A 26,396-nucleotide genomic window follows, 5' to 3' on the forward strand; every position below is an offset into this window, starting at 1 on the left:
ATCGCTCGCCGTGAGTCGCTCAGTTCATGCGCTCGAGAACCATCGCCATGCCCTGGCCCCCGCCCACGCACATCGTTTCCACGCCGATGGAGTGATCGTGCCACCGGAGTGAATTGATGAGAGTCGTGGCGATGCGCGCACCGGTCATACCGAAGGGGTGTCCGACGGCGATGGACCCACCATTGAGGTTCACGCGGTCCTCGTCGATTCCGAGGTATCGGCAGGATGCGATGACCTGCGCTGCGAATGCTTCGTTGATCTCGAACTGATCGACGTCGGCAAGGCTCATCCCGGCGTTCTCGAGTGCCTCGTTGGTGGCCTCGACCGGGCCCAATCCCATGATTTCCGGGGAAAGCGCGGTCAGTCCGGTGGACACGATTCGCGCCAGCGGTGCTATTCCGAGTTCACGAGCACGCACGTCGCTCATGATGATCAGTGCCGCGGCACCGTCGTTGAGTGGGCAGGCGTTACCCGCCGTCACCGTGCCATCGGGACGAAACACAGGTTTGAGCTGCGACAACTTGTCCATGGTGGTGCCCGGTCTCGGGCACTCGTCGACCTCGACCTTGGAGCCGTCTGCTGTTGCGATCGGGGTGATCTCCCGTGCCCAGAAACCGGCCTCGGCGGCCAGCGCATAGCGGTTCTGCGAACGGTGCGCGAACACATCCTGATCGTGCCGAGACACTCCGGCCATCTCGGCGACGTTCTCGGCAGTCTGCCCCATCGCGATGTAGACGTCGGGAAGTCCGCCGGATGCCCGTGGGTCCGCCCACGCGTCGTCGACGCCCGTCGCCCGCGTGCGGGTCCGCGATTGCGCGTCGGCAAACCTGGGGTTGAGCCACGGGTTCGCCGTTCGGTCGCGGGGGTCGGCATCGGCACTGACCGGGGGACTGTCGCTGGTGCCGCGCCGCGACCGGCTCACCGTTTCCACTCCGGCCACGACGAACGCGGAACCCTCGCCTGCCCGGATGGCGTGCATGGCCATACGGGCGGCTTGGAGACTCGATGCGCAGTAACGAGTGACCGTCGTGCCGGGAGTGTTGTCCCAGCCGAGAAGGACGGAAACGACGCGTGCGAGATTGAATCCCTGTTCGCCTCCCGGAGCTCCGCACCCCACGATGAGGTCGTTCACATCGTCAGACGACATCTGCGGCACCTGCGCATGTGCCGCGGTGATAGCCGCAACACACAGGTCGTCGGCACGCTCGGTCGTGAGTGCACCCTTGAACGCCCGTCCGACCGGCGTGCGTGCGGCTGCCACGATGACAGCTTCAGGCATGGAGCCTCCTATATAGCTTAATCATATATCACTATAGACACAGCGCCGCCGGGACGAGCAAGGTGCGCCGAGCACTTCACCCCGAGCGCCGGCGACGGCAAGTACTGTTGTGCAGTTATGGGCAAGCCAACCTCTGCAGGATCAGACACCTCGCGGTCACCGCGTGCGTCCGAGAGAGTTGCTCACGAGTTGCGCCGACGGATCGTGGCAGGCGAGATCGCCGAAGGCTTCCCGTTACCTCCCGAAGCCGAGTTGCTCAAAGAGTTCGGTGTGTCTCGACCGACCCTGCGAGAGGCGCTCCGCGTCCTGGACTCGGAGTCATTGCTCGAGGTCCGACGCGGATCGCGCGGGGGAGCCTTGGTGTCGACGCCGAATGTCGAGACAGCTGCCCGGTACCTGGGGGTGGCACTCGAATACCGTGCAGCGACCATCGATGACGTCTTCGCTGCGGCGTGCGCATTGGAAGGCGCGTGCGCAGCCATACTCGCCAGAACGCGCACTCCCGATCAGGTGGCCGCACTCGACGCCGCGGTGTGCGCTGAACGTGACGCCGCTGACGATGAGGCGGCACTGATCACCCGGCAACTCGAATTTCACCGGTTGATACTCGAATTCGTGGACAACGTGACACTACGAGTGCTGGTAGGGCAGTTGCGCGACATCATCGACGTGGCGACGCGCCAACACCTGGTCGAGCCGGCTCTTTCCGCTGACACACGCGCCGAAGCCGGTCGCCGCGGTATCCGCGCTCACGCCAAGTTGGTCAAACTCGTCGAGGCACGCGACGCGTCTGCAGCCGAGGCACTCTGGCGTCGACAGGTCGCCGCCACAGGTGCGTACCTCAAAGAGTCCGGTATCGGCGATTCGGTACTGGATCTATTGAGCTGAACGCGCTGCTGCCGACATCCGCTCGTGCAGTACGCATTCCTCGAAGAAGGCGATACTCCGCAGGTGGTATGGCCGCGCGGTGTAGCCGAGGCTCATGTTGTGACCGCTGTCGATCTGCTGTTGCACGACAACGCGCGGCGCGGCGGTGAACAGACCGGCGAACTGCTCGGGTGTGTTCGACCAGTTCACCTCGAGTTCTGCGACCGTGATCGACACCGGGACAACCACTCGTGACGCCGTATGTGCTACCCGGTTAGGCCAATCGAGAGCCTCGCCGGTCTCGATTCCCGGTATCACGGCGTGCGGACGCACTCCGGGGTCAAATGTGCCTTCGGGATAGAAGTACTCGTGCCCCCAGTGCGTTCGGCGTGACGCGGCGCGATCAGGGTCGGTCTGCAGCGCCTCGGAATAGTGGGAACCCACTCCGCTGATCTCGATGCCGCACAGCGGACGCCCAGACGCCTCGGCGGCCATCGTCACGGCCACCATCGATCCGAATGAATGTCCCATCAGGGCGATAGGTGACGTTTCGGCGACTGTCGCGTCGAGAAACTCCCACAGGAGGGCGGACTGTCCGCCGAGGGTTGTCTGCTCGTCGGTGACCTTGTCCGCGCCGCCACGGTATCCGGGGCGGTCGACCGCTATCACCGTGTGGCCGAGTGTGCGGCCGAGTTCGAGTAGCGAAACGTCGCTGGTGGTCTGCCCATCGAAATATCCCGAATGGAGTCCACCCCGACGCCGGGCCCTTCACATACATGGGATCCCCCGCGATGGTCGATGGCGAGGGTTTCGATGTCGCGCGCCCGGCCCCGGCACTCGGGCAGCACACCAGGGAGGTGCTTCTCGAAATCGGCTACGCCGAGCACGAGGTCGACGACATGATGGCCCGCGGAACCGCAGGGTGAGCAGCACGAGCGCGCGCTATCCGCTGGTGCGCACCTGTGATCGGCGAGATCGCACCGTCAGAACGTGATGGATACGCTGTCAGAAGTGGGCCGCGCCTGGCAGCCGAGAATGTAACCGTCGGCGATATCGTCGTCATCGAGCACGTCAGACGGAGGCATCTCGACGTTGCCCGACACGACCGTGCATGCGCACGAACCACATTCGCCCGATCTGCATGAGTAGGGAACGTCGAGACCGTGGTCGAGCATGACGTCGACGAGCGTCTTGTTGCGGGGCCAGGCAATCTCATGATCCTCGCCATCGAGGTTCACGGCGAGTCGGGATGGCGGCGACGACTCCTGCTCCGAAATCTCCTCAGCGGTACCTGTTTCGGTGTCAGGCTCCGCGAACGGGTCACCGGACAGGGATCGGAACACCTCTGCGTGTAACAGATCCTGGGAGACCCCGGCGATGTCGTATGCGCGTCGTACGGCGTCCATGAACGGAGCGGGGCCACACATGAACGCGTGCCGGTGGAGATACGGCGCGATCAGTGATGCCAGATTGTGTGCGTCAGGCAACCCTTGGACGGACTCCAAGAGATGAAGGACGAGCAGGCGCCCCTGATGCTGCCTCGACAACGCGTCGAGTTCAGCGCGGAAGATGATGGAGTCGGGATCGCGGTTGGCATACACCAACGTGACCGATGGGGCACCCGACAGCAATGCCGATTTGACTATCGACATCATCGGAGTGATGCCACTTCCTGCGGCAAGCAAGAGTAGTTCGGCATCAAGATCGTGTGGCGTGAACAACCCGGCCGGGGCGAGAACCTGGAGCTCGTCGCCGGGACCGACGTTGTCACACAGCCAATTCGATGCGTAACCGGTCGATGTCCGCTTGACTGTTACCTTCGGTGGCTCGCTCGCCAGCGGGGTGCTGGCGAGCGAGTAACACCGGGCAACCGAACCCGTCTGTTCGCTCGGCACACGCACAGTGACGAATTGTCCTGCACGATAGGTGAAGTCGCCGTCATCGACGGCCGGACCGCCGAAGACCAGCGAGGATGCATCCACCGTCTCTTGAATGACGTCGGTGACGGTGACGGTGAGTACACGAGTACGGGCACGGGTCGTCATGTAGTACGCATTCTGTGGACGGTGGGTGTGGGGACGGCAGAATCAGAGACTGGCGGCGGCGCTCGGGCCGGTGTCCGAGTAGATCTCTGCCGCTCGCATCGCTCCATCCTGGTCGTCGGGGTAGAAGCGAGTTGCCCACTTCCGTAGCGTGCGGAAACCCTTGCCCTCCGCGGTGGCGAGCCCTGGAGGTTCGGTATAGCGCTGGTACTTCCAGATGTCGAGGTCCGCGAGGAACTGGTTGTTCGCCAGCCGCAGGCGGCGGTCCATGCTCTCGGGAACCTCGCGCGATGTGTCGCCCTCGGCCTTGTTCAGCCACACCATGTGGAAGATGTCCGATGTGTCGTCGTCGACCGGTGTGACACATACGCGGGTGCGCTGGTTGTCAGGCCCCCAGAAACGTGAGGTGCCGATCGAGATGCCGACGTTGACCGAATTGACACCGCCCTTGACCATGCCGTCCGGCGTCTGAACGGTTGCCTGCTTGCCGGCGCCGAAGTCCATCAGGAAGTCGGAGAAGAAGTGGTAGTCGTCATATTCCTGGCGGACGAACTCAGGGGTTGGCCGCACGATGGACGAACTGGAAGTGCGCGAAGTCGACGCCGTTCTCGATGACGAACTGGGGGTGAAGCGCAAGCTTCTCTCCGTGGATGGTGGCTTTCGGGTACGCGACGTAGTAGTCGTCGGCGGTGACATCGTCGTCATACAGGTCGGTGAAGATGTCAGGCACGTCGAACAGCGGGTCGCGGCCCTCGACGTCGTGCCACATGAAGATGCCCTCGTTGACCTCAACGGCCGGGTACGAAGGAATCTTGCGCGCGCGGTTGGGCTTGTCCTGATAGGGGATGCAGACGTTGCGGCCGCTGGTGTCCCACTCCCAACCATGGAAGTGGCAGATCAGGCGGTCCCCTTCGACGCGGCCGCCATATCCGAGGTGGGCACCGAGGTGTTCGCAGTATGCGCTGAACACGTGTAGCTCACCGCTCTGGGTGCGCCAGATGTTCAGATCCTTGCCGAAGTAGTGCTTCGGAACGATCTGACCGGGCGCGACCTCTTCTGAGAAGCCGATCTGGAACCACCCGGTGGGTTTCATGGAGAGGGCCATCTTTGCCATCGTCCGTCACCTCGAGTCTGATAGGGACTGTTTCTTATGGCGTACGAAACCTACCAAGGCATCGGGCGTCAACGCAACGCCCATCGGAAGATAAAGTAAAATAAGGTAGATGATTCTACGGCGGTGGCCTACCACGCGCGAAGCTTCACCCCAGACGGAGGACGAGTGTGACCACGACAGACCGGGTCGACGAATTGACGGACGTGATCGAACTCAGGCAGACCGGCGATTCGGTGTTCGTCGGCCACCCACGACGGTTTTTGTTGCCTCGGGTGTTCGGTGGGCAGGTCGTTGGACAGGCGGTTCGTGCTGCCGGCGCAACCGTCACCGATGGCAAGCGGTCGCATTCCGTACACGCTCACTTCCTGCGCGCCGGACGGGCCGACGAGCCGATCGAGTACCGCGTCGAGAGCAGTCGGGATGGGCGAGCGTTCTCCGGTCGCGCGGTCGACGCCTATCAAGGAGATGTCCGGATCCTGAGCGCACAGGTCTCCTACCACGCACACGAGGTCGGGTTCGAGCATCAGCATCCCGCGACCGCCTACGCCGACCCGCACGATCTCCACGGCGTGGACACCCTCGCGCGAACGACGCCCGACGAGTGGCCGATGTTCTACAGCGAGTGGCCCGCACTCGACGTCAGGCCGGTGCCGCGAGGGCTACTGGCGGACGAGAAGCCGTCCACCACGGGAGTCCCGGCACGCAGCCAGGTGTGGTTTCGCGCCCGTAATCGGATCAAGAGCGACGATCCGGAGGTGCACAACGCGTTGCTCGCGTGCATCTCCGATCTCACGCTCCTGGCGGTATCCGTTGCACCTCAGGGAATTACGGCCGTGCACCCAGGAGTTCAGATGGCGTCGCTCGATCACGCTGTCTGGTTCCACCGCGATCTTCGCGTGGACGACTGGCTGCTCTTCGATCAGGAGTCACCGATCGCGACCAATGGACGTGGACTGTGCCGGGGCAACATCTATGACGCGGATGGCCGACACGTCGCCTCGGTCGCGCAAGAGGGATTGATTCGCCCGTTGCCCGAACACGAAGCCTAAATAGCTATATTATTGATACCTATGGATGCTGACCCAAGCGTCCGCGATCGAGGAGGTACAGCCGTGGCGCAACTGCCTGACCTGTCCGTGTTGCCAGAAGTCGGCGTGCTGGTGGATGGCGAGGTGAACACGAGTCCTGACGGCGCCCCTGTCGCCCACGTCTACGCGGCGACCGGCGAGACAACGGGCGAGGTCCCTCTCGGCGGACCCGGTGACATCGACCGCGCTGTGGCCTCGGCACGCGCGGCGCTACCCGGGTGGAAGGCGCTGACCGCAGACCAGCGACGTGACCGGCTTCTCGCTGTTGCCGACGCGATCACCGCTGCCGGCGCAGAACTCGCGACCCTGAACATCATCGACAACGGCACGCCCTCGCTCATCGCCAATGCGCAAGTGGGCTTCGCAGCCGACTTCTTCCGGTACAACGCGGGCTGGGCGGACAAACAGCAGGGAGAGGTCATCGCGACCTGGCCGGCACCTGCTCTGGACTATTCGTTGAACGAACCGTATGGCGTGGTGGGGGTCATCATTCCGTGGAATGGTCCGGTCACCGCACTGGGGCAAACCGTCGCGCCTGCGCTTGCCGCGGGTAACACGGTCGTCGTGAAGCCGCCGGAACTCACGCCGTACAGCGCACTTCGCATGGGACAGATCTTCCTCGAGGCAGGCATCCCGCCAGGTGTCGTCAATATCGTGCCCGGTGGCGCGGACGCGGGATCAGCGCTGGTGACCCACCCGGACGTGGACAAGATCCATTTCACCGGTAGCGCCGCGACGGCGGCCACCATCATGCGTGATGCCGCTGAACACACCAAACCGCTCGGACTCGAACTCGGCGGCAAATCGGCCGTGGTCGTGTTCGACGACGCTCCGGTGGATGTCGTGGTGGGCGCCGCACTCGCAGGCTGTATGAGCTTGTCAGGTCAGGGATGCATCCTCGGTACACGCATGCTCATTCAGCGAGCCCTGTACGACGACGCGGTCTCGGCCATCGCCGCCGCGGCGAAAGGCCTGCCCCTCGGCGACCCGGTCGAGCCGTTCACCATGATGGGCCCGGTCATCTCACAGCGGGCATATGACCGGATCACGGGAATCATCGAGGACGCCGACGCGTCGTCGGCGAAACTCGTTGCAGGCGACGAGGAAATCGGCAGCGAGCTCGACGGCGGCTTCTACATACGTCCGACGATCTTCGCCGACGTCGACCCCTCGTCGAGTCTCGCGCAGAACGAGGTCTTCGGACCCGTCCAATCGCTGATCCCGTTCGACACCGAGGCCGACGCGATCGACATCGCGAACGGGACCACCTACGGACTTGCCGGCTACATCTACACGAACGACCTCAAACGCGCTCACCGCGTAGCCAGTGCCCTCGACGCCGGAAACATCTGGGTCAACGGCGGATTCGGCATTCCATCGTCAGCGCCCTTCGGCGGCAACAAGCGCTCGGGCATCGGACGGCTCGGTGGGATCGAGGGAATACGGGAATTCAGCCGCCCGAAGAATGTATGGATCGACATGAGCTGACCGTGCTCAGCCTGAAGAAGTCTCGACGCCGTGGGCGGGGTCGCGACACATCAACAACCGCGACACATCGTCAACCGCGACACATCGACAACCGCGACACACCGACAACCATGAGGAGAGTACGTCAGTGACCGTCTCGCAAGAACAATCCACCGCGACGCGGTTTCCACCGCAGGGACACTTCGGATGGCGGACGATGTTGGGCCCACATCAGCCCAGTCCGGCGGCGATGCTCGACACCCGTGGCTACTTCGGACTCGTCCCTGAGGGCACCTTCCTTTACGGAAACCTACGCGCCGACGACGGCGACGATGGTGCGATGTTCGAGGTGACCCGTCGAATTCCGGCTCGAGACGATCGCGGAATGAGCGGGTTGGTGGTGCAGTCCACCCTCAACGACGACGGGGTTTTCCATATCGATCCGATCGGCTTCGCCGCGGCGACCAGCCTCGGCGTCGTGCGCGAACTGAGTGAAGACGGAACGCAGGCGTCCTGGACATCGGCGCCGGGCGTCGACGGTCCGCCCTGGCGCGTGACGATGACCGAGGACACCATGTCGTGGGTCGAAGAGGGGCTGTTCGAGCTCACCGGTGAGCTGCTGCCGCCCGGGCTGCAGTGGTACAAGGCCGGTGTCGACCTGGGCACCTACTACGTGTCCCAACTGTTCCAGGTATCGGGGAACTATCAGGGGCGTCCGGTCCGAGGCATGATCGGGTTGGATCGCACGTACATGCCCGAGGGCGGGATGCTGTATGTCCGAAAAGACATCCTGGTCGGCGAACAACTGCACAATTCGTGGTACACGTGGGCCACGCGGTACACCGACGGCTCGTTCGAGGCGGGTCACTTCATGCTCGCCAACGACCACGGGGGATTCGCGATATTCACCAACGACAGTCAAGAGGTGACTGCCACTCAGAACATCACCGGCTCGGTGACCCCCGGCTCGGACCAGAACTTTCCAGATGCCATCAGCCTTTTCATCGACGGCGTCGAATGGGAGTTCCTTCCGGACCCCAAAGGCAAGATGCCTGACTTCCTCAACGCCGCAAAGCGGTTGCCGACACCTCAGAACGAGGGCAGGTGGAGACGTAAGGGCGACGAACGCGAGCCCGACGTGTGGTTTGCCTGGGGTGAGATCGCTCCCGGACACGGCTTGTCGCCCACCGACAGATGGCGCGGGTGACCGCGGTGCCGACCGATGAAGTACTGCTGATCGAGGACAGAGGCCCCGTTCGAATCCTCACCATGAACCGGCCCGAGGAGATGAACGCGGCTGACGCCGTGCTACATCGTCGCCTCGCGGAGGTCTGGGCGGAGACGGCCGAGCGATCTGACACTCACGTCGTCGTATTGACGGGTGCCGGCAGAGCGTTCAGCGCTGGTGGAAATCTGCCGCGAATGGTCGAGACCCAGCGCGATCCACGAGTGCAGGACGAAGTATTCGATGAGGCCCGCAGGACCGTCACCGGAATGATCGGGCTGCCACAGCCCATCGTCGCAGCCGTCAACGGGCCGGCAGTCGGATTGGGTGCCAGTCTGGTTGCGCTGTGCGACCTCTCGGTCATGGCGGAGTCGGCGTTTCTTGCCGATCCGCACCTGACCGTGGGATTGGTACCCGGCGATGGGGCGGCGTTTCTCTGGTCACTCAGTGCAGGATTGGCGCGAGCCAAGGAGTACGTCCTTCTGGGACAGCGGATTTCGGCTCAGACAGCTCTGGAGGCCGGCCTGGTCAACCGCGTCGTGCCGCGCGATGCTGTCCTCGATACGGCGCTTGAGATCGCAGAGCGCCTCGCCGAATTACCACAGCGCGCCCTGCGTGATACGCGACGAATCCTCAACAACCCCGCGGCGCAGGCCATGGGACAGTGCTTGGAACTCGCTCTGGCGACCGAACGACAGAGTCTGACCTCGACCGAGCACGCCTCCCGGGTCGAAGATCTTGTCGCCCGTTCATCGAGTGCCGCCCGCGGCTCCTCGTGACCGGCGCCGGGTGGTGATGGTGAACCAGATCCCGAGCCGGAGACATGCCCACGAGTGCATGTCTCCGGCCGTTTCGGCGCTGTCAGAAGCCGAGTTTCCTGCCGATCAGATCGAGCATGATCTCGTTCGTCCCCCCGTAGATGCGCTGGACACGCGCATCGCGCCATAGTCGGGCGATCTCGTACTCATTCATGTACCCGTAGCCACCGTGCAGTTGCAGGCAGCGATCGACGATGCGCCACTGCGTCTCGGTGGCCCACCACTTCGCGCCCGCCGCTTCCTCGGCGGTGAGTTCTCCGGCGTTGACTGCGGCAATGCACTCGTCGACGTAGATCTGCATGACATCGACTTCGACGCGCATCTGCGCGAGCGCATGACGATTGACCTGGAACGAGCCGATCTCCTGGCCGAAGGCCTTGCGCTCATGTGCATACGACGTCGCCAGATCCACTGCGCGGCGACCTTGGGCCGCGGCATGGATCGCGATGCCGAGACGCTCGGCCGGCAGATTTCGCATCAGGTGATAGAAGCCGCGATTCTCTTCGCCGATCAGGTTCTCCTTCGGCACCCGGACATTGTCGAAGAAGAGCTCGGCCGTGTCGGCAGACCGCTGACCGATCTTGTCGAGCTTTCGACCGCGTTCGAAACCATCCATCCCGGTCTCCACCACGAGAAGGCTGATGCCCTGATGCGGTTTGGGTGCATCCGGATTGGTCCGGCAGACCACGACGACGAGGTCGGCGAGAAGGCCATTGGAGATGAAGGTCTTGGCACCGTTGACCACGTAGTGATCCCCGTCGAGGCGAGCCGAGGTCTTCACATTCGCCAGATCTGATCCTGCACCGGGCTCCGACATCGCAATCGCTGTGATGTATTCGCCGGAAACATACTTCGGGAGCCAACGTGCCTTCTGCTCGTCGGTCGTCAGATCGCGGAAGTAGCTCGACAAGATGTCGTTCTGGACCCCGAGTCCGATGCCGACGGCTCCGGTGGCGTGATACTCCTCGTTGAGAATCGCGTTGAACCGAAAGTCCTTGATATCCGCGCCGCCGTACTCCTCGGGCATCTCCCACCCGATCAGTCCCAGCTTCCCCGCCGCGAGCCACGCGGACCTGTCCGCGTACCCGCGCTCTTCCCATTCTTGCGCGTGCGGGACGCATTCGGTCTCGAAGAACGATCGGGCCGTCGCCCGGAAGTCTTCGTGCTCGGGCTCGAATATTCTGCGTCGCATGGCACTCACTCCATTGGTCGGTACTTCCAGGCCGCCGCTGCGTCGACCTCAATCAGTTAAATAGACTATATGATTGAGTGAGAAGCAGGAAGTGTGTGCGATAATCGATTCTCCATGTGATCAAACCGGTGGGAGGTGCGACGTGGTGTCAGGCGTCCGGTCGTCGATAGTCAAAGTGCCCAAGGCGGGCGAACTCGTGGCCATGGACCTCCGCCGTCGAATCGTGCAGGGTGAACTCAAGGCCGGCGACCCGCTTCCGAGCGAATCCGAGCTCATGGAGGAATTCGGCGTGTCGCGTCCCACGCTACGTGAGGCGTTCCGAATCCTGGAATCCGAGGCGATCATCACAGTGTTACGTGGCGCTCGCGGTGGCGCCCGTGTACTGGAACCGGACGGAGCGGTTGCTGCTCGCTACACAGGTCTGCTTCTGCAGTACCACGGCACGCCGCTGCGCGACGTCTATCAGGCGCGAACCGAACTGGAGGTTGCCGCCATCGGTCTGTACGGGCCGCGTCCCCGCAAGAGCGCGGTGGCTCCGCTCGAGGCGCTGGCGGCAGAGGGCGAAGCGCTCGTAGACAACGAGGAAGCGTTCGCGGAGCTGGATGTGGCATTCCACCGCACGGTCGTGGACAACTGTGGCAATGCGACGCTGGCGATGCTGTCGGACATGCTGTATCGCATCCTCGCTGCGCACAACGCGATATTCATCGCGGCACACCCGCGGGGCTATGAGCAACAGGCCAACAAGGCGGCACAGAAGGCCTACGCGAAGCTGGTGGCACTGCTACGCGGCAACGATGTCGAAGCGGCCGAGGCGCACTGGCGGCGCCACCTCGACGCGGTGGAGCGCTTCATGGTGGGGGACTCCGATGCAACGCTCGTGGAGGTTCTCACCTGAGGTCAGGGCGCCTCCGAGGAGCAATCCGCTCGATGAAGGCCCGGCCGATGCTCACAGCCTGGTGATCTGGCTCCACAGCGGGTCCGGTGAGCTCATCACGATGCGCCCGAGGGTCTGCTCCCATGCACGCGCTGTACCGAAGTCGCGACTCCACGCCAAGGCGCGCCCGCTGAAATGACGAAGCTGATGGTCGAGCGTGAAGCCGATCGCCCCGTGCGCTTGGTGCGTCGCCCTGCTCACCGTTTCGGCGGTTCGGCAGGCCTGGATCTTTGCCGCCGCGACCGACATTTGTGTTGCCGGACAGTCGAAGCCGTCACTGTCCGCGTGGGTCGTCGCCATGGCCGCTGCAGTCGAGGCCATGGTGACGGCTCCCGCCGACTGCGCGAGAAGCAACTGGACGGCTTGGAATTTGGCCAGCGGACGCCCGAACTGCACCCGGTCTGCAACATGCGCGATGGCAAGGTCAAGGCATCGCCTGGTTGCACCGCAGATCTGCCACGAACGTACCAGCGCGCCTCTCATGCGAAACTCCGGTCGCATGTCATCAGCGGTCGGGACGATGGTCGCGTCGGAAAGGGTGACCGTCACATGTTTACGTCCCTCGCCCGCCAATTCGTGAACAGGCGTCATCTCCACGGCGCCGCGTGGTACCACAGCGACCGCGTCGGGTCCGACGATGAGAAGTCTGTCGACGCTGTCGGCCCACGGAACCGCATCGATCGAGAGCGTGGCGCCACTCAACTGCGTCGCCGAGGCAACCGCCATGGGGCCGGCGTCAATCTGCACACCGATCTCACGGAGCACCCACGCGGCGAGGACGTCGTTGTCTGCCAAGGGCCCGGGTAGCGCGTGGTATCCGGACTCCTCGACGACGATCGCGGCCTCCGCGAGACTCGCGCCGCTCCCGCCGGCGTCTTCCGGGGTTGTCAGTAACGTCAGCCCTGCCTGGGCGGTCAGCTCCCACTGCGTCGAGTCGAACGGAAGGGTCAGCGACTGGATGTTGAGGTGGGGGGCCGTGATGGATGCGAAGAGTTCGTCGGCGAGCTCACGGAGCGCTGCGCTCTCTTCTTTCGTCAACGACGTTGTCATAGAGGTCATCTCAGTCCCAACCCCCGTGCGATCACACCGCGAAGGATTTCCGTTGTGCCGCCACGGAGCGTGAATCCCGGCGCATGGAGCAGACCTTCGGCTTCCAGTCGGCTCAGACCCGGGAAAGATTCATCGACCGAACGATCGTCGGCGGAGAGGTCAGCGCATGTGGTGACGACCCGTTGTTCGTACGCGGTCCCCAGGTCCTTGACCACGGCTGCGGACAGATCGGCTGGTAACCCCGATCGCAGCGCGAGTGCGATCGAAGCAGACAGCCCGCGTAGCGTCATCAGATCTGCCACCATCGCGCCCACGGCAACCTCGCGATGGGCGTCCGGGGCCCGGTGTCGGGCAGTGTCCACGTACTCCTCGAGGAGTGGATGCGATGACAGGATTCGCTCGGGGCCACTGCGTTCGAAACCGAGTTCGGACGTGACCTGCTGCCATCCGGCACCGATCTGGCCGACCACCATCTCGTCGGGAACGAACACGTCCTGGAGGACGACCTCGTTGAAATGGTGCTGACCGGTCAACAGTCGGATCGGTCTGATCTCGATTCCCGGTGAATCGAGCGGAACGAGGAACTGGCTGAGACCCGCATGCCGGTGCGCCGGGTCCAATTCGTCGGTTCGGGCCAGCACAAAGAACGCCTCGCTGTGGTGCGCGCCAGAAGTCCACACCTTCGTGCCGCTCACCAGCCAGCCGCCGTCGGTCCTGATACCTCGTGTTCGGACACTCGCAAGATCTGAACCCGATTCCGGTTCACTCATGCCGATCGCGAAGAAGCACCGGCCCGATGCAATTCGCGGGAGGTATTCATCGCGCTGTGCGGGTGACCCGTGTGTGAGAAGGGCAGGAGCGACCTGGCGGTCGGCAACCCAATGCGCCGCCACCGGCGCGCCTGCGGCCAGGACCTCTTCGGTGACGACGAAGCGCTCGATGTGCGTCAGTCCCGCGCCGCCGTACTCGCGCGGAATCGTCATACCCACCCAGCCACGCTCGGCCAGCCTGCTGCTGAACGCGGGATCCCACGACGAGATCCAGGCGTCCACCCGGGGCTCCCAGCCGTACTCCGCGCGATCGGCAACGAGGAAGTCCCGCACCGCCTGTCGTAGATCATCGGTCTCTGCCGGGAGCGGCTCGATGTCGGGAACCAAACCAATCACGCCTGCGATGTCCTCTCGTGCAGTACTCTGTCGGGCGACCCGAAATCAGCCATTCAATTAAATCATATACCTAATAGGCTAGGCGTCGATCCGCAACGACAGGTACCCCGACATGCCCGATCTCAACGCACCGACCCACGCGGACAAATTATCGCCCGGTGGCACCATCACAGCCGCGATCCATCTCGCAGACGCAGGGCCGCCGATCATCTCCGTTGCCCGGCGACTTCGCGCAGGCGCCGTCGAACACCCGGATCGGCCGCTGCTCAAGTGGCTGACCCCTGACGGCGAAGACGGACTCTCGTGGCATGAAGTCGTCGAGCGCGCAACACGCCGCGGCGACGGCATCCGCACGCTGGCACCTGCCGGTGGGCTGGTCGGAATACACCACGCGGATCGGGTGGAGTGGATCACAACGTATCTCGCATGCGCGTTGAGTGGTTTGACGGCGGTCCCGCTGTCTGCGGGCTACACCCCGGCAATGATCGCCTCGCGCGCCGAACTGATCGGACTCGACCTCGTCATATGCGACAGCGAACTCGACACGCAGGGGGATTTCGATACGCAGGGGCGCGTGAGGGCATGTGCGGTCGCCGATGTGCCGCAGCGGCCCGCTCACGAGTCCATCGATGTCAGTCCCGACTCGCCACTGCTCGTTCAGTTCACCTCCGGCACGACGGGGACACCCAAGGCCGCGGTCTTGTCGCATCACGCAGCTCTCGGCGCAGCGCACATGTATGCGTTGGGGGCGGGAGCCGGCGAGGGCGGAGTGTTGTTCAACCCCCTTCCGCTCGACCATGTGGGCGGATCCGTGGCGGGCGTGCTGGCCGCCGTCGCGGTGGGCGGCACGTATCTCGTCGTCGAGAAGTTCGCGCCCGACGAGGCGCTGGAAGTGATCAGGCGGTTGCACCCGACCGTGGTGGGACTCGTGCCCACGATGATCATCGACATGCTCGACCGAGATGACGTCGATCCCGACGACTTCACGTCAGTGGTCTCCGTTGTCGGCGGGGCCACCGCGGTCGACCCGGGCGTCATCGACGAGATCGAGGAGCGCGCCGGAATCCGCTTTCTCGTCGGATACGGCCAGAGTGAGGCGCCGTGTATGGCCCTGAGCGGTCTGAGTGACTCGACGACCGCTCGCACCAGGACCCTGGGCAGGCCACTCGGTGGTCGCGACTATGTCATTCGTGACCAGCACGGCGCAGCGGTGTCGGTCGGCGAGGAAGGTGAGCTGTATGTTCGTGGACCCCTGATCATGTGCGGCTATCTGCTGGCAGATGGTTCGGTCCATTCCCCCGTCGACGCCGACGGATGGATGGCCACCGGTGACGTGTGCGTTCTCGACGCGGCAGGACTCCTGCACTTCAGGGCACGTAAACGCGAAGTGATCATCCGGGGAGGCGAGAACATCTACCCGGCGCACGTGGAGAGTGTGATCACGGCGATGCCCGGCGTTGTGGAAGCGGCCGTGTTCGGAGTTCGCGACGAACGGCTCGGCGAGGTCCCGGTTGCGGCGGTGAGGCTCGACGACAGCCATGACGTGGATGCCGAGAAGCTCGACGCGTGGTCGGGCGAGAACCTGCCACGTTCCCACCGCCCGGTGTACTGGCACATCGTCGACGACTTTCCGCGCACGAATACCGGCAAGATCAGGAAGATCGTGCTCGCAGAGCGATTCCCGCGCGTTGACTGAGGGTTGATCCCTGCGTTTATAGTTAACTGATTTATCTATATGGCAGGCGAATGGAGCTCACATGACGAGGGACGCAGTAATAGACGCAGTAATAGTTGCAACAGCGCGTACACCGATCGGCAAACGCGGAGGCGGTCTGTCTCACGTGCACGCGGTCGACGCCTCGGCGCAAGTGCTTCGGGCGCTCGCAGACCGGTCCGGCATCGACCCGGGATTGATCGACGACGTCCACTGGGGCAACGTCATCAGTGTCGGGATGCAGTCGGGGAACGTCGGACGCATGGCCGTGCTCGGGGCGGGGTGGCCCGAGACGATTCCGGGCTTCACCGTCGACCGGCAGTGCGGTTCGTCGCAGCAGGCGATCTCCACCGCTGCGGCCACCGTGATCGCGGGCTATGCCGATGCGGTGGTCGCCGGCGGGGTCGAGATGATGTCGTCGGTGTCCATGGGGGCGGCGACTGTGGAAGGCGCGGGCGAGATGGGAGGACCCGCGGTGAGCCGTTACGACCGGGAGTTGACTGCGCCTGGCTTCAACGGACGCTTCAACCAGGGTGCCGGCGCCGAGCTGATCGCACGTCAGTGGGGACTCTCCCGTTCGCAGGTGGACGAGTACTCGGTGCGTTCACACGAACGCGCCGCGAAGGCGCAGGACGACGGTGCATTCGCTGACGAGATCGTGCCGGTGAGCACAGCCGATGGCAGCGTCACCAGCGACGAGGGGATCCGGCGAGGGTCCACGGTCGAAAAACTCGCCGGGCTGAAGACACCGTTTCTCGAGGACGGGGTCATCACCGCGGGCAACGCCTCGCAGATTTCCGACGGCGCCGCCGGCGTGTTGATCACCACGTCGGAGGTGGCCGAACGGCTCGGCCTGACCCCGCTCGCACGGGTCCACACCGCAGTGGTGACCGGCGACGATCCGGTGAAGATGTTGACCGGTCCGATCCCGGCGACACAACTGGCACTCAAGCGCTCCAACCTGTCGATCGACGACATCGACGCCTTCGAGGTGAACGAGGCATTCGCACCCGTTCCACTTGCCTGGCAGGCCGAGACCGGAGCGTCCGACGAGAAGCTCAATCCTGTCGGCGGAGCGATCGCACTGGGGCATCCGCTCGGAGCTTCCGGCGCACGCCTTGCGGTGACGTTGATTCACCATCTCCGTCGAAACGGGGGACGGTACGGTCTGCAGACGATGTGTGAAGGCGGCGGTACCGCGAACGCAACGATCTACGAAATCCTCTGACCGCATCACCCCGGCGAACGCTCCGCGGACCTGGCCACCTTTCCGCGGTGCGTTCGTCCGATCCGGGCGCGATGACGGTCGCCGTTCAGTCGGCGGGCCGATGGTCGAGGGCGTCGGCCCGCGCGCGCAGGCCGAGTATCAGCGTGTCGATTCCGAACTCATAGAAGTCGTGCCCGCGCATGCTGTCGAGAGCCTCGATCGCCCGGGAGATCCGTGGAGGCAACTCGCGTTCGCGGGGGACCTCCAGATCCTGCCGGGAGGCGCGGTTACGTCCGAACAGATAGCTGTGGATCATCGAGTAACCGGCCAGCACATCCGCGTCACCGAATCCGGCCTCATAGAGCGTGGCCATGACGCCGTCAACGATGCGTGTTTGACCGCGAAGAACCTGGTCGAGGATGACTTCGCCGATCCCCGGATAGGAATGAAGTCGAGTCTCGACTTGATCGACGATCATCCGCAACCGCTCATACCATCGCCCCTCGAACCGGTCCGGGATACGGACATCGGCGAGAGCTGTGCGGGCGACGACGTCGAGCAGTGCATCTTTGCCCGAGACATAGTGATACGACGCCATCGGAGAAACTCCCAGTTCCTCCGATAGGCGCCGCATCGACAGCTTGTCGACACCGACGTCTGCAATGATCTTCAGCGCGGCATCGACGATCTCATCTTGTGTGAGGTTGGTGGAGCCACGAGTGGAGTTGGATGGCGGGCGACCAACGCGACCGCTACGCGCCGTCTGTTTCGCCACGCGACCCGCTTCCACTCGGGGACCATCTACGTCCCGTTGATCAAATCAAGACCGTTGTCACGGAGGAACTTCTTGCGATTCTCCTCACCGGGGCCTTCGACGCGTGTGTAGAAGTCGGCGGGTTCACGGACGGTCGACCGCGCACTCTTCGTGAGCTCAGCGAGCTGACCCACCTCGAACAATCAACCATCAACCGGCAGGTCAATGCCGCCATCACCCACGGCTACCTCGAACGCTTCGACGTGGCCGGATCGACGAGCAGACGTATCCGGCCCACGCAGAGGGGGGTCGAGGCATTCGAACACGATGGTCTGCTGCGGGCGCGGCGGCTGGAGCGGGTGCTCTCCGACATGGCGCCGGGCACGCCGGAGGCACTCTTGCGGGAACTGCATGCGTTCAACGAGGCCTACGACCGCCTCGACGAGCCGGCAGGAACCTCCGCGACAGGAACCTCCGCGACAGGGCCTTCCGCGAGGGGGACCTCCGCGACGCCCGCGCGGCTCGTTCGGGGCGTGCGTAGGAAGCGTCAGTCCTGATCGTGCGGCCAGTTGCCCTGCAGGAGTAGCTCCTCGAAGTTCTTGATCAGATGCGGGTTGAGGTCGGTCTCGACAGCCTTCTCGAGATCGCCGTTCCACTTCGCGTACCACTGCTCATCGCGATTCATCAGGTGGATCGGCCAGCCGTGCGTGATGTCGAGCTCATCGGAGTACAGATCAGTCGACCCGTCCTCACGCATGTACCAGTACTTCTTGCCCGAATCCCAGAACGCCTTGAGCTCGTCCGCGGTGACGTAGTACTCGCCGTCTGCCTGCTTCATGTGTTCGATCCTACGGAGCCGCGAACATGCCCGGTGTGTGGTGGTGATTTTCATGCCCGATGCAAACAGGGCACGATGGTGTCAGCGCGGCTGCGACGGGAGTCACCCATCTGACCCTGTCGCGCGATCCGAGGAGGTGTCGTGTCGCAGGTGCTGATCACTGTCGACGAACTCACCGAGGCGATGGTGTCGGACAATCCGCCGGTGATCCTGGACGTGCGCTGGCAACTCGGCGACCCGCACGGGCGCGACCACTACCGTGCCGGACACATTCTGGGCGCGATCTACGTCGACCTCGACGCCGAACTGGCCGCACCGGCGTCACCCGAGCGGGGTCGCCATCCGCTTCCCGACCTCGCCGACCTCCAAACGGCGGCACGGCGCTGGGGCGTCGACGATCGTTCGCCCGTGGTGGTCTACGACGACATCGGCAATCTCGCCGCCGCCCGCGCGTGGTGGTTGCTGCGGTGGGGTGGTCACCGCGACGTTCGGCTGCTCGACGGCGGACTCGGTGCGTGGCGTACCGCCGGATTGCGAATATCCGCCGGAGACGTGACGCCACGTGCGGGCACCGTCACCCTGAGCCCCGGGCACCTGCCGGTCGCCACCATCGAAGAAGTGGCCGTGCCCGCGCCGGCCACAGTGCTCGTGGACGCCCGGGCCGTCGAACGCTACCGGGGTGAAGTGGAACCGGTGGACCCGCGCGCCGGCCACATACCCGGGGCGGTGAGTGTGCCCACCGCGGCCAACGTCGACGCCGACGGCCATTTCCTTCCCGCTGCCGCACTCCGCGAGCGTTTCGCGCGCGCGGGCATCGATGACGCGGCCGAGGTGATCGCCTACTGCGGGTCCGGGGTCAATGCGACCCACGAGATCGCGGCGCTCGAGATCGCCGGACGCAGCGGCACACTCTTTCCGGGATCGTGGTCGCAGTGGTCCGCCGACCCGCAACGGCCCATCGACACCGGCGAGGTGTGACAAGCCGCACAGTCGCGCGCCGTTGAGCGTCGTGGTCCGACTAGTACTTCGCGAAGACTTCCATTCCGACCCGTCCACAACCCGAAGAGAGAAGAGTGAAAACATGCGTGACTTTCATTGCCGCAACTGCGGTCAGCAACTGTCGTTCGAGAACACCGTCTGCCTCAACTGCGGCAAATCGCTGGGCTTCCACCTGCCCAGCCGCACCATGCAGGTCCTCGACGAGAACGAGGTGGGGGCTGTCGACGGCACCGCCGTGATCCGTTGCGCCAACAACCTTCCGGCCGCGTGCAACTGGCTGGTGGAGCAGGGTGGCGGACTGCCCACGTTGTGTGAATCGTGCCGGCTGACCCGTACGCGGCCACCCGAATCCGAGACGCAAGCCATGCAGGACTTCGCCGAGGCCGAAATGGCCAAGCGCAGAGTGATTTTCGAACTCGACAATCTGAATCTGCCGATCTTCGGCAAGGATGTTGACCCGCAGAACGGACTTGCGTTCGATTTGCTCTCCAGCGCGCACGAGCCGGTCACCACCGGGCACGCGGACGGTGTGATCACCCTCGACCTCGCCGAGGGCAACGACGTGCACCGCGAGGAACTGCGGGTGTCGATGGACGAGCCGTACCGCACCCTGATCGGTCACTTCCGGCACGAGATCGGACACTTCTACCAGATGGTGCTGGTGGGCGACGGTCCCCGCCTCGCGCGTTACGAGGAACTCTTCGGCGATCCCAACACGAGCTACCAGGACGCGCTCGACCGCCACTACAACCAGGGCCCGCCGGAAGGATGGGAACAGGACTACGTGTCCTCGTACGCGACGATGCACCCGATGGAGGATTGGGCCGAGACGTTCGCGCACTATCTCCACATCCGCGACACCCTCGACACCGCAGCGGCATTCGCTGTTGCACCGGCCGGCGCCATCCTCGATGCGGACCTGCCCGGCCAGGTCGGGTTCGATCGCATCATCGACTGGTGGCTGCCGCTCACGTGGGCGTTGAACCAGATCAACCGGTCGATGGGGCACCAGGACCTCTACCCGTTCGTGCTACCGCCCAAGGTGCTCGAGAAGATGGAGTTCATCCACGAACTGATCACCGCGGAGCGGGAAGCGGGAGCCGCGGCCTGAACCGCCTCAGGATCGGCATGAATCGAAGTCTGTGACAATCGCACTAGCGGACATACGGTGCTCTGGAATCGACCGGCCGGCACAGTGTGGAGTGAAATGCGATGACCCAGACCATCACCCAGGATGAGGACACCGCGACACTGCCCGAGTCGGCGTTCCGGCTCGGATTCTTCACCCAGGTCCACGGGCGAGCGGGGCAGAGTGCGCGGGATACGTACGCCGAACTGATCGACACGGTGGTTGCGGCCGAGGAACTCGGCTACGAGAGCGTCTGGGTGGGCCAGCATCATTTCGGGAAGGACCGGCTGGCCTCCCCCCTCGTGCTGTTGGCCGCGCTCGCCGAGCGGACCTCGCGGATCGAACTGGGTACCGCGGTGGTGGTGCTGCCGCTCGAAGATCCGGTGAGGCTCGCCGAAGACGCCGCCACGCTCTACGAGATTTCTGGTGGGCGAATCAATCTCGGCATCGGCAGCGGTGGCGGGGACGCCGAGTCGTTTGCGGCGTTCGGCCACGACATCGAAGACCGGCGAGCATTGTTCGACTCCCATGTCGAGATTCTGCACACCCTCCTCGACGGAGGATCGGTCGGCGATGGCGAGGCCGCCCGCCGGCTGTATCCACCGGCGGTGGGGCTGCGCGAGCGGCTCTGGCAGTCGGTCGGTTCACCCGAGCGTGCCGCAGCCGCGGCGGCGTCGGGCGACGGACTGCTGCTCGGGACGTTTTCGGACCACGCGCTGTTCGACCAACGTCCCAAGATCGACGCCTACCGCGCGGAATGGGCACGCGCGCAAGCAGGTTCGGCGCGCAGCCCCCGCATCGCCGCCATGCGTTTCACCTACGTCGGGGACAGTCGCGAGAGAATCGAACGCCAGGTCGAGGACGAACTGGCCACGTTCCGAGAGTTTGCCGACACCTACAAGCCCGACCTCGCACCGCTGGACACCCCGCAGTACCTGCGGCGGGTGACGCGCTACGGAACAGTGACCGACGTGATCGGGGACCTGCGCGCGGATCCGGCGCTGCTCGGCCAAGTGACGCACTTCCTACCCACCGTCGGGCTCTACCCCGCCGCCGGCGACGGCACACCGGGCGCCGACCTCGACATCCGGCGGCTCGAACTCTTCGCCCGTGAGATCGCGCCGGCGCTGGGGTGGGTGCCGCGACCATAGCCGCCGGTCACTGCCGGGCTCGGCTCCACGTCGATCAGTTGGATTGTCTCTCAAGCACTATGAGACGAGTCGGTTGCGACGATGTTCTCGCGCACCACTCGGCGCTGAATCTTTCCGATCATCGACACCGGCAGCGCTTCGACCACAAAGATGCGACGGGGGATCGCATATGGCGGGAGTTTGCGGCTTGCGAACTCCCGCACGTGCTCGAGTTCGGGTGGGTCCGACCCGTCGGGCACAATCACCGCAACGACCGATTCGCCGCCGGCGTTCGAGTCGCGCGGGATGCCGACCACCGCGACGTCGGCCACCCCCGGCATCTCGCGGAGATGGGCCTCCACCTGGCTGGGGAACACCTTGAACCCGCCGACGTTGATCATCTCCTTGACGCGGTCCTCCATGGTGGCGTGGCCGACGGCGTCCACCCGGACGATGTCGCCGGTTCGCAGCCATCCGTCACGCAACACGTGCGCGGTCTCGGTGGGATCGTTCCAGTACCCGCGAAACACCTGCGGACCCCGAACCAGCAATTCGCCTTCCACCGTGCCACTTTCGTCCGGCAGCGGCCCGGGTCCGGTGGGGTCCCCCGGGTTGATGAGCCGGATGTCGGTGTTGGGGAACGGCAGGCCGAGGGTGCCGGGCCGCCGGTCGGCGGTGCACGGATTCCCCAGCGCGATGGGCGAGCACTCGCTCATGCCATAACCTTCGATGAGCAAGCCCCCGGTGGCCGTTTCCCAGCGGCGGGAGACCTCCGGATCCAGCGGCATCGCCCCGGAGAATGCGACCCGGATGGTCGTCAACGACGTCGACGTCCCGGCGGCGTCGAGGAGACGCGGGAACATTGGCGCCACCCCGGGCACGAAGGTCGCCGGGCGCCGCCGTTGCGCCTTCATCACCGCGGCAGGGTCGAAGTTCGGGAAGGCCACGGTGGTTGCCCCGATCAGCGGCGGCAGCACCAGGCAGAAGATCATGCCGAACGCGTGGAAGAACGGCAGCATGCCGAACACCGTTTCGGCGCCGGGTGTGAACTGTGCCCAGGCCGCACCTTGAGTCGCGTTGGTGACCAGGTTGCGGTGGGTGATCTCGGCGCATTTGGGAACGCCCGTGGTGCCGCCGGTGAACAGTAGGAGGGCGGTATCGTCCGGGCGGGCAACCGGCCGGGCGGTTTCGGGCACCGCATCGGCGAGCAACTCGTGCCAGACCGGGGCGTCACCCGGGTCACCCGATGCGAGGGCGGTGCGGGTTCGGCGGGCCGAGGACACCGGCAGGCGCAGCGCCAGCCGCGCCAGCCTCGGCAGGTCGTGGTCGACGTCCACGCGGATCACCGTGCGCAGGTCACTGCCCGCGGCATCGCGCACGTCCGACACCCGATTGCGCCACACGATGGCATGGGTCGAACCGGTGAGGGCAAACTGTTCGCGTAGCTCGGCGACGGTGTAGGTGGGATTGTGTTCCACGGCGATGGCGCCGAGGCGGAGTACGGCGTGAAACGCCACCACGTGGGTGGTGCAGTTGGGCAGGACCAGTGAGACGCGATCACCGGGTTGCACCCCGAGACTGCGCAGAACCGCTGCGCCGCGGGCCACCTCGTCGGCCAGGTCGGCGTAGGTCAGGGTCGCGCCGAAGAAGTCGACCGCGTCGCGCGACGGCCACCGGACGGCGGCGTCGACAAGAAGGTCTGACACGGTCCGATCGGGGATGTCGACGTCGGCGGGGACCCCGGGTGCATAGTGCGAAATCCAGGGTTTGTTCTCGAACATGGGGGTCCCTTCTGCAGCCAAGGCACGGAGAACATACACCGCGGAACCGACCGCGGGATGACGAACGACCGTTGCATCAGATCACTGCGACCGAAACCCTTGGAAACCCCGAACGGCTCGACTGCAATCGAATGGTTACGCGCCACGCGCGCACACCTGTGTTGCCGACGGCGAGGTTGTCGATTGAGGAGAAAGTGAACGTGAGCTCTCTGAAGTTCCACTGGTTCCTGCCCACCAACGGCGGTGACAGCCGCAACGTCGTCGGCGGGGGTCACGGGGTGGCCGCCGAAGCGGCCGGCCGTCCGGCGTCGGTCCAGTACCTCGGACAGATAGCGCGCAGCGCCGAACAACTCGGTTTCGAGGCCGCGCTCACCCCGACCGGAGCGTGGTGTGAGGACGCGTGGATCACCACGTCGATGATCAGCAGCGTCTCCGAGCGACTGAAGTTCCTGGTGGCCTTTCGGCCCGGCGTCACCGCACCCTTTCTCGCGGCGCAGATGGCGGGCAGCTTCCAGAACCTGTCCGGCGGGCGGTTGCTGCTCAACGTCGTCACCGGCGGTGAGGACGCCGAACAGCGCATGTTCGGCGACTTCCTCGACAAGGCCGAGCGCTACGCCCGTGCCGACGAGTTCCTGGAAATCGTGCGACGGCTGTGGACCGGTCAACCCGTGACCTTCGACGGGCACTACCTCGCCGTCGAGGACGCGGTGCTGCATCAGATACCCGATCCGCTGCCCAAGATCTATTTCGGCGGTTCGTCGCCCGAGGGGATCGCCGTGGCGGCCCGGCATGCCGACGTGTACCTCACCTGGGGCGAGCCGCCCGAGGCCGTCGCCGAGAAGATCGCCCGGGTGCGCCGCGCCGCCGCCGAGGCGGGCCGCGAACTGACATACGGAATCCGCCTGCACACCATCGCACGCGACACGTCCGCGGCGGCGTGGGCCGAGGCCGACAGACTGCTCGCCCACATCTCCGACGACGACATCGCACGCATCCAGTCCGGTCTGAAGCGATCGGCATCCGAAGGGCAGCAACGGATGCTCGCCCTCAACAAGGGCACCAAGGACAAGTTGGAGATCTATCCCAATCTGTGGGCAGGTGTCGGATTGGTGCGCGGCGGGGCAGGCACGGCCATGGTGGGGTCCTACAGCGAGATCGCCGACCTCATCGAGGCGTACCACGCGGTGGGCATCGAGGAGTTCGTGCTGTCGGGCTACCCGCACCTCGAGGAGTCGTACTGGTTCGGTGAAGGTGTCCTCCCCGAATTGACCCGCCGCGGGCTCTGGGCGCACCCGGCACCGGTCACGGCAACGGCGTCGGTGCCCTTCGGTGCGCAGGGTTCGACGCCACTCAAGCGGGTGTCGGCGTCGTGACCACCGCCGTCGTCGTCGGCAATCCCAAACCCGCCAGCCGCACGTTGGCTGCGGCAACCTACCTTTCGACCGAATTGACCGGTGCGGCACCGGATCTCACCGTTGATCTGGCGACCTTGGGTGCCGCACTGCTCGATTGGTCCGATCAGACCGTCGCCGACCTGGTGGCCCAGGTGGGCAAGTCCGATCTGGTGGTGTTCGCCAGCCCCACCTACAAGGGCGCCTATACCGGGCTGCTGAAACTGTTCCTCGACCGATTCGCCGGTGGTACAGGGCTTTCCGGTATCGCAGTGCCACTGATGCTGGGCGGCAGTCCGGCGCATTCCCTGGCACCGGAACTCATCCTGCGTCCGGTGCTCACCGAGATCGGCGGAACCGTGCCGAGCCGGGGGCTGTTCGTGGTGGACGCGCAGCACGACGATCCGCAGGCCTACGCCGAGTTTCTTGCGACCACCAGGCCGATCGTCGCCACACTGCTGAAAGCGGGCTCATGAGCGCACTGCGTACCAATCAGGATCTCGACCCCACACGACTGCGCAAGGCATTCGGCATCTTCCCGACCGGCGTCGTGGCCGTTGCCGCCGAGGTCGACGGCACTCTCACCGGGCTCGCCGCGAGCTCATTCACCAGCGTGAGCCTCGACCCGCCGCTGGTGTCCGTGTCGGTGGCCGCGGCCTCCAAGACATGGCCCGACCTGCGCCGCGCCGCGCATTTGGGGGTCACCATCCTCGCCGACCACCAGGGCGCCGCGTGCCGGCAGCTCGCCGGGCCGGTGGCCCGTCGCTTCGACGGGATCGGCGTGAAGGCGTCCGACGACGGCGCGGTGACGCTCGACGAGGGCCTGGCGCACTTCGACTGCACGATCTACCGGGAGGTGGAGGCCGGCGACCACATCATCGTCCTACTCGAACTCCATGGCGTCGACCATCCCGAGACCGGCGATCCACTCATCTTCCACCGCAGCACATTCGGCAGGCTCGTCGAGCCCGTGTGACGTTCGTTCGTCGCTCAGCGCCGGGTCCGGCGGGGGCGGCGGGCACCGGCACCGGCACTGGCACGAAAGTAGGGGAACGATGTCCTTCCCCCACTTTTCGACCTTTCCCCTTGTTGTTTCTGGGCGAGGAGTGCACACCTAGTGTCGCGTGTCGTTAATTAGTTTATGGTTCGTGGTTTGAGAGAATTGGCTATGGCGAATTCTGCGGCCCCGGCTCTTGGCCTGCGTGATG

The 26,396-nt window shown here is 64.8% G+C and carries 26 protein-coding genes and 1 pseudogene; 16 read left to right on the forward strand and 11 right to left on the reverse strand.

Translation table 11 applies throughout. From position 1 onward, the window contains the following. Positions 1 to 19: 19 nt before the first annotated feature. On the reverse strand, positions 20 to 1,279 hold the full coding sequence (locus ACWDSI_RS18820) for an acetyl-CoA C-acetyltransferase (RefSeq protein ID WP_449757441.1): 1,260 nt from the start codon (positions 1,277 to 1,279) through the stop codon (positions 20 to 22). A gap of 117 nt (positions 1,280 to 1,396) precedes the next feature. Here ACWDSI_RS18820 and ACWDSI_RS18825 point away from each other — a divergent pair, with 117 nt between their 5' ends. Continuing rightward, positions 1,397 to 2,167 (forward strand): FadR/GntR family transcriptional regulator, encoded by a 771-nt coding sequence (locus tag ACWDSI_RS18825; protein WP_449757442.1) that lies wholly within the window; start codon positions 1,397 to 1,399, stop codon positions 2,165 to 2,167. On the opposite strand, the pseudogene ACWDSI_RS18830 reads toward ACWDSI_RS18825, so the two are convergent. Further along, positions 2,156 to 2,839: pseudogene (locus ACWDSI_RS18830) on the reverse strand (alpha/beta fold hydrolase); the annotation flags it as partial. The gene ACWDSI_RS18825 and the pseudogene ACWDSI_RS18830 overlap by 12 nt on opposite strands. 83 nt (positions 2,840 to 2,922) lie before the next feature. Here ACWDSI_RS18830 and ACWDSI_RS18835 point away from each other — a divergent pair. Next, on the forward strand, positions 2,923 to 3,072 hold the full coding sequence (locus ACWDSI_RS18835; protein WP_449757443.1) for a hypothetical protein: 150 nt from the start codon (positions 2,923 to 2,925) through the stop codon (positions 3,070 to 3,072). Between the two features lie 57 nt (positions 3,073 to 3,129). Here ACWDSI_RS18835 and ACWDSI_RS18840 read toward each other — a convergent pair whose 3' ends face one another. From ACWDSI_RS18840 to ACWDSI_RS18850, 3 genes are read right to left on the reverse strand one after another with little or no spacing between them, the layout of a single operon-like run. Continuing rightward, positions 3,130 to 4,191, reverse strand: a complete 1,062-nt coding sequence (locus tag ACWDSI_RS18840) for a 2Fe-2S iron-sulfur cluster-binding protein (protein WP_449757444.1) — start codon at positions 4,189 to 4,191, stop codon at positions 3,130 to 3,132. A gap of 42 nt (positions 4,192 to 4,233) precedes the next feature. Next, positions 4,234 to 4,758, reverse strand: coding sequence for a hypothetical protein (locus ACWDSI_RS18845; protein WP_449757445.1), 525 nt, complete (start codon positions 4,756 to 4,758; stop codon positions 4,234 to 4,236). Further along, positions 4,742 to 5,302, reverse strand: coding sequence for a Rieske 2Fe-2S domain-containing protein (locus ACWDSI_RS18850; RefSeq protein ID WP_449757446.1), 561 nt, complete (start codon positions 5,300 to 5,302; stop codon positions 4,742 to 4,744). Before ACWDSI_RS18850 ends, ACWDSI_RS18845 begins: the two co-directional genes overlap by 17 nt. A gap of 167 nt (positions 5,303 to 5,469) precedes the next feature. Between ACWDSI_RS18850 and ACWDSI_RS18855 the strand changes: the two genes are divergently transcribed. From ACWDSI_RS18855 to ACWDSI_RS18870, 4 genes are all read left to right on the forward strand, one after another. Further along, positions 5,470 to 6,351: an acyl-CoA thioesterase gene (locus tag ACWDSI_RS18855; RefSeq protein ID WP_449757447.1), complete on the forward strand. Its 882-nt coding sequence runs from the start codon at positions 5,470 to 5,472 to the stop codon at positions 6,349 to 6,351. A 63-nt stretch (positions 6,352 to 6,414) separates the two neighbouring features. Continuing rightward, positions 6,415 to 7,878, forward strand: coding sequence for an aldehyde dehydrogenase family protein (locus ACWDSI_RS18860; RefSeq protein WP_449748160.1), 1,464 nt, complete (start codon positions 6,415 to 6,417; stop codon positions 7,876 to 7,878). A gap of 196 nt (positions 7,879 to 8,074) precedes the next feature. Next, entirely contained in the window at positions 8,075 to 9,064 is a 990-nt protein-coding gene (locus tag ACWDSI_RS18865) for a hypothetical protein (protein ID WP_449757448.1), read from the forward strand. Further along, positions 9,061 to 9,861, forward strand: a complete 801-nt coding sequence (locus tag ACWDSI_RS18870; RefSeq protein ID WP_449748934.1) for an enoyl-CoA hydratase/isomerase family protein — start codon at positions 9,061 to 9,063, stop codon at positions 9,859 to 9,861. Before ACWDSI_RS18865 ends, ACWDSI_RS18870 begins: the two co-directional genes overlap by 4 nt. An 82-nt stretch (positions 9,862 to 9,943) precedes the next feature. On the opposite strand, the gene ACWDSI_RS18875 is transcribed toward ACWDSI_RS18870, so the two are convergent. Next, positions 9,944 to 11,092, reverse strand: coding sequence for an acyl-CoA dehydrogenase family protein (locus ACWDSI_RS18875; protein WP_449748933.1), 1,149 nt, complete (start codon positions 11,090 to 11,092; stop codon positions 9,944 to 9,946). A gap of 202 nt (positions 11,093 to 11,294) precedes the next feature. Between ACWDSI_RS18875 and ACWDSI_RS18880 the strand changes: the two genes are divergently transcribed. Further along, positions 11,295 to 11,990, forward strand: a complete 696-nt coding sequence (locus ACWDSI_RS18880; RefSeq protein ID WP_449748936.1) for a FadR/GntR family transcriptional regulator — start codon at positions 11,295 to 11,297, stop codon at positions 11,988 to 11,990. Between the two features lie 51 nt (positions 11,991 to 12,041). On the opposite strand, the gene ACWDSI_RS18885 is transcribed toward ACWDSI_RS18880, so the two are convergent. Further along, positions 12,042 to 13,079 (reverse strand): acyl-CoA dehydrogenase family protein, encoded by a 1,038-nt coding sequence (locus ACWDSI_RS18885; RefSeq protein WP_449757449.1) that lies wholly within the window; start codon positions 13,077 to 13,079, stop codon positions 12,042 to 12,044. A 5-nt stretch (positions 13,080 to 13,084) separates the two neighbouring features. After that, positions 13,085 to 14,245 (reverse strand): acyl-CoA dehydrogenase family protein, encoded by a 1,161-nt coding sequence (locus ACWDSI_RS18890; protein ID WP_449757450.1) that lies wholly within the window; start codon positions 14,243 to 14,245, stop codon positions 13,085 to 13,087. Between the two features lie 112 nt (positions 14,246 to 14,357). Here ACWDSI_RS18890 and ACWDSI_RS18895 point away from each other — a divergent pair, with 112 nt between their 5' ends. Further along, positions 14,358 to 15,941, forward strand: a complete 1,584-nt coding sequence (locus ACWDSI_RS18895) for a class I adenylate-forming enzyme family protein (RefSeq protein ID WP_449757451.1) — start codon at positions 14,358 to 14,360, stop codon at positions 15,939 to 15,941. 61 nt (positions 15,942 to 16,002) lie between these two features. After that, entirely contained in the window at positions 16,003 to 17,187 is a 1,185-nt protein-coding gene (locus ACWDSI_RS18900) for a thiolase family protein (protein ID WP_449757452.1), read from the forward strand. A gap of 85 nt (positions 17,188 to 17,272) precedes the next feature. Here the strand turns inward: ACWDSI_RS18900 and ACWDSI_RS18905 are convergent, their stop codons facing one another. After that, entirely contained in the window at positions 17,273 to 17,956 is a 684-nt protein-coding gene (locus ACWDSI_RS18905) for a TetR family transcriptional regulator (RefSeq protein ID WP_449748953.1), read from the reverse strand. Between ACWDSI_RS18905 and ACWDSI_RS18910 the strand changes: the two genes are divergently transcribed. After that, positions 17,896 to 18,477 carry a MarR family transcriptional regulator gene (locus ACWDSI_RS18910; protein ID WP_449757453.1) on the forward strand — a complete coding sequence of 194 codons (582 nt, stop codon included), beginning with the start codon at positions 17,896 to 17,898 and terminating at the stop codon, positions 18,475 to 18,477. The genes ACWDSI_RS18905 and ACWDSI_RS18910 overlap by 61 nt on opposite strands. On the opposite strand, the gene ACWDSI_RS18915 is transcribed toward ACWDSI_RS18910, so the two are convergent. Next, positions 18,468 to 18,758, reverse strand: a complete 291-nt coding sequence (locus ACWDSI_RS18915; protein WP_449748633.1) for a hypothetical protein — start codon at positions 18,756 to 18,758, stop codon at positions 18,468 to 18,470. The two genes, ACWDSI_RS18910 and ACWDSI_RS18915, sit on opposite strands and share 10 nt — an antisense overlap. Before the next feature lie 141 nt (positions 18,759 to 18,899). Here ACWDSI_RS18915 and ACWDSI_RS18920 point away from each other — a divergent pair, with 141 nt between their 5' ends. The 3 genes from ACWDSI_RS18920 (at position 18,900) to ACWDSI_RS18930 (ending at position 22,037) form a co-directional block, all read left to right on the forward strand. Continuing rightward, positions 18,900 to 19,736 (forward strand): sulfurtransferase, encoded by an 837-nt coding sequence (locus ACWDSI_RS18920; protein WP_449757454.1) that lies wholly within the window; start codon positions 18,900 to 18,902, stop codon positions 19,734 to 19,736. A 103-nt stretch (positions 19,737 to 19,839) separates the two neighbouring features. Then, entirely contained in the window at positions 19,840 to 20,868 is a 1,029-nt protein-coding gene (locus ACWDSI_RS18925; RefSeq protein ID WP_449748631.1) for a zinc-binding metallopeptidase family protein, read from the forward strand. Positions 20,869 to 20,969: 101 nt separating this feature from the next. Then, positions 20,970 to 22,037, forward strand: coding sequence for an LLM class flavin-dependent oxidoreductase (locus ACWDSI_RS18930; protein WP_449757455.1), 1,068 nt, complete (start codon positions 20,970 to 20,972; stop codon positions 22,035 to 22,037). A 50-nt stretch (positions 22,038 to 22,087) separates the two neighbouring features. Here the strand turns inward: ACWDSI_RS18930 and ACWDSI_RS18935 are convergent, their stop codons facing one another. After that, the gene (locus ACWDSI_RS18935; protein WP_449757456.1) at positions 22,088 to 23,797 is read right to left on the reverse strand and encodes an AMP-binding protein; all 1,710 of its coding nucleotides are present in this window, start codon (positions 23,795 to 23,797) and stop codon (positions 22,088 to 22,090) included. A gap of 200 nt (positions 23,798 to 23,997) precedes the next feature. On the opposite strand from ACWDSI_RS18935, the gene ACWDSI_RS18940 reads away from it, so the two are divergent. Genes ACWDSI_RS18940 through ACWDSI_RS18950 form a run of 3 tightly spaced genes read left to right on the forward strand, consistent with a single transcriptional unit; the run spans position 23,998 to position 26,164 of the window. After that, positions 23,998 to 25,170 (forward strand): LLM class flavin-dependent oxidoreductase, encoded by a 1,173-nt coding sequence (locus ACWDSI_RS18940; RefSeq protein ID WP_449757457.1) that lies wholly within the window; start codon positions 23,998 to 24,000, stop codon positions 25,168 to 25,170. Next, positions 25,167 to 25,664 carry an NADPH-dependent FMN reductase gene (locus ACWDSI_RS18945; protein ID WP_449757458.1) on the forward strand — a complete coding sequence of 166 codons (498 nt, stop codon included), beginning with the start codon at positions 25,167 to 25,169 and terminating at the stop codon, positions 25,662 to 25,664. The genes ACWDSI_RS18940 and ACWDSI_RS18945 overlap by 4 nt, the downstream gene beginning before the upstream one ends. Further along, entirely contained in the window at positions 25,661 to 26,164 is a 504-nt protein-coding gene (locus ACWDSI_RS18950; RefSeq protein WP_449748626.1) for a flavin reductase family protein, read from the forward strand. The genes ACWDSI_RS18945 and ACWDSI_RS18950 overlap by 4 nt, the downstream gene beginning before the upstream one ends. Positions 26,165 to 26,396 lie beyond the last annotated feature (232 nt).

The sequence above is a fragment of the Gordonia sp. NPDC003429 genome (assembly GCF_053588575.1).

Coding starts and splice junctions, on each gene's coding strand:
- ACWDSI_RS18820 (WP_449757441.1), bottom strand. CDS start 1,279: ATGCCTGAAGCTGTCATCGTGGCAGCCGCACGCACGCCGGTCGGACGG.
- ACWDSI_RS18825 (WP_449757442.1), top strand. CDS start 1,397: ATGGGCAAGCCAACCTCTGCAGGATCAGACACCTCGCGGTCACCGCGT.
- ACWDSI_RS18835 (WP_449757443.1), top strand. CDS start 2,923: ATGGGATCCCCCGCGATGGTCGATGGCGAGGGTTTCGATGTCGCGCGC.
- ACWDSI_RS18840 (WP_449757444.1), bottom strand. CDS start 4,191: ATGACGACCCGTGCCCGTACTCGTGTACTCACCGTCACCGTCACCGAC.
- ACWDSI_RS18850 (WP_449757446.1), bottom strand. CDS start 5,302: ATGGCAAAGATGGCCCTCTCCATGAAACCCACCGGGTGGTTCCAGATC.
- ACWDSI_RS18865 (WP_449757448.1), top strand. CDS start 8,075: ATGTTGGGCCCACATCAGCCCAGTCCGGCGGCGATGCTCGACACCCGT.
- ACWDSI_RS18875 (WP_449748933.1), bottom strand. CDS start 11,092: ATGCGACGCAGAATATTCGAGCCCGAGCACGAAGACTTCCGGGCGACG.
- ACWDSI_RS18880 (WP_449748936.1), top strand. CDS start 11,295: ATGGACCTCCGCCGTCGAATCGTGCAGGGTGAACTCAAGGCCGGCGAC.
- ACWDSI_RS18885 (WP_449757449.1), bottom strand. CDS start 13,079: ATGACAACGTCGTTGACGAAAGAAGAGAGCGCAGCGCTCCGTGAGCTC.
- ACWDSI_RS18895 (WP_449757451.1), top strand. CDS start 14,358: ATGCCCGATCTCAACGCACCGACCCACGCGGACAAATTATCGCCCGGT.
- ACWDSI_RS18900 (WP_449757452.1), top strand. CDS start 16,003: ATGACGAGGGACGCAGTAATAGACGCAGTAATAGTTGCAACAGCGCGT.
- ACWDSI_RS18910 (WP_449757453.1), top strand. CDS start 17,896: ATGGCGGGCGACCAACGCGACCGCTACGCGCCGTCTGTTTCGCCACGC.
- ACWDSI_RS18915 (WP_449748633.1), bottom strand. CDS start 18,758: ATGAAGCAGGCAGACGGCGAGTACTACGTCACCGCGGACGAGCTCAAG.
- ACWDSI_RS18925 (WP_449748631.1), top strand. CDS start 19,840: ATGCGTGACTTTCATTGCCGCAACTGCGGTCAGCAACTGTCGTTCGAG.
- ACWDSI_RS18930 (WP_449757455.1), top strand. CDS start 20,970: ATGACCCAGACCATCACCCAGGATGAGGACACCGCGACACTGCCCGAG.
- ACWDSI_RS18935 (WP_449757456.1), bottom strand. CDS start 23,797: ATGTTCGAGAACAAACCCTGGATTTCGCACTATGCACCCGGGGTCCCC.
- ACWDSI_RS18950 (WP_449748626.1), top strand. CDS start 25,661: ATGAGCGCACTGCGTACCAATCAGGATCTCGACCCCACACGACTGCGC.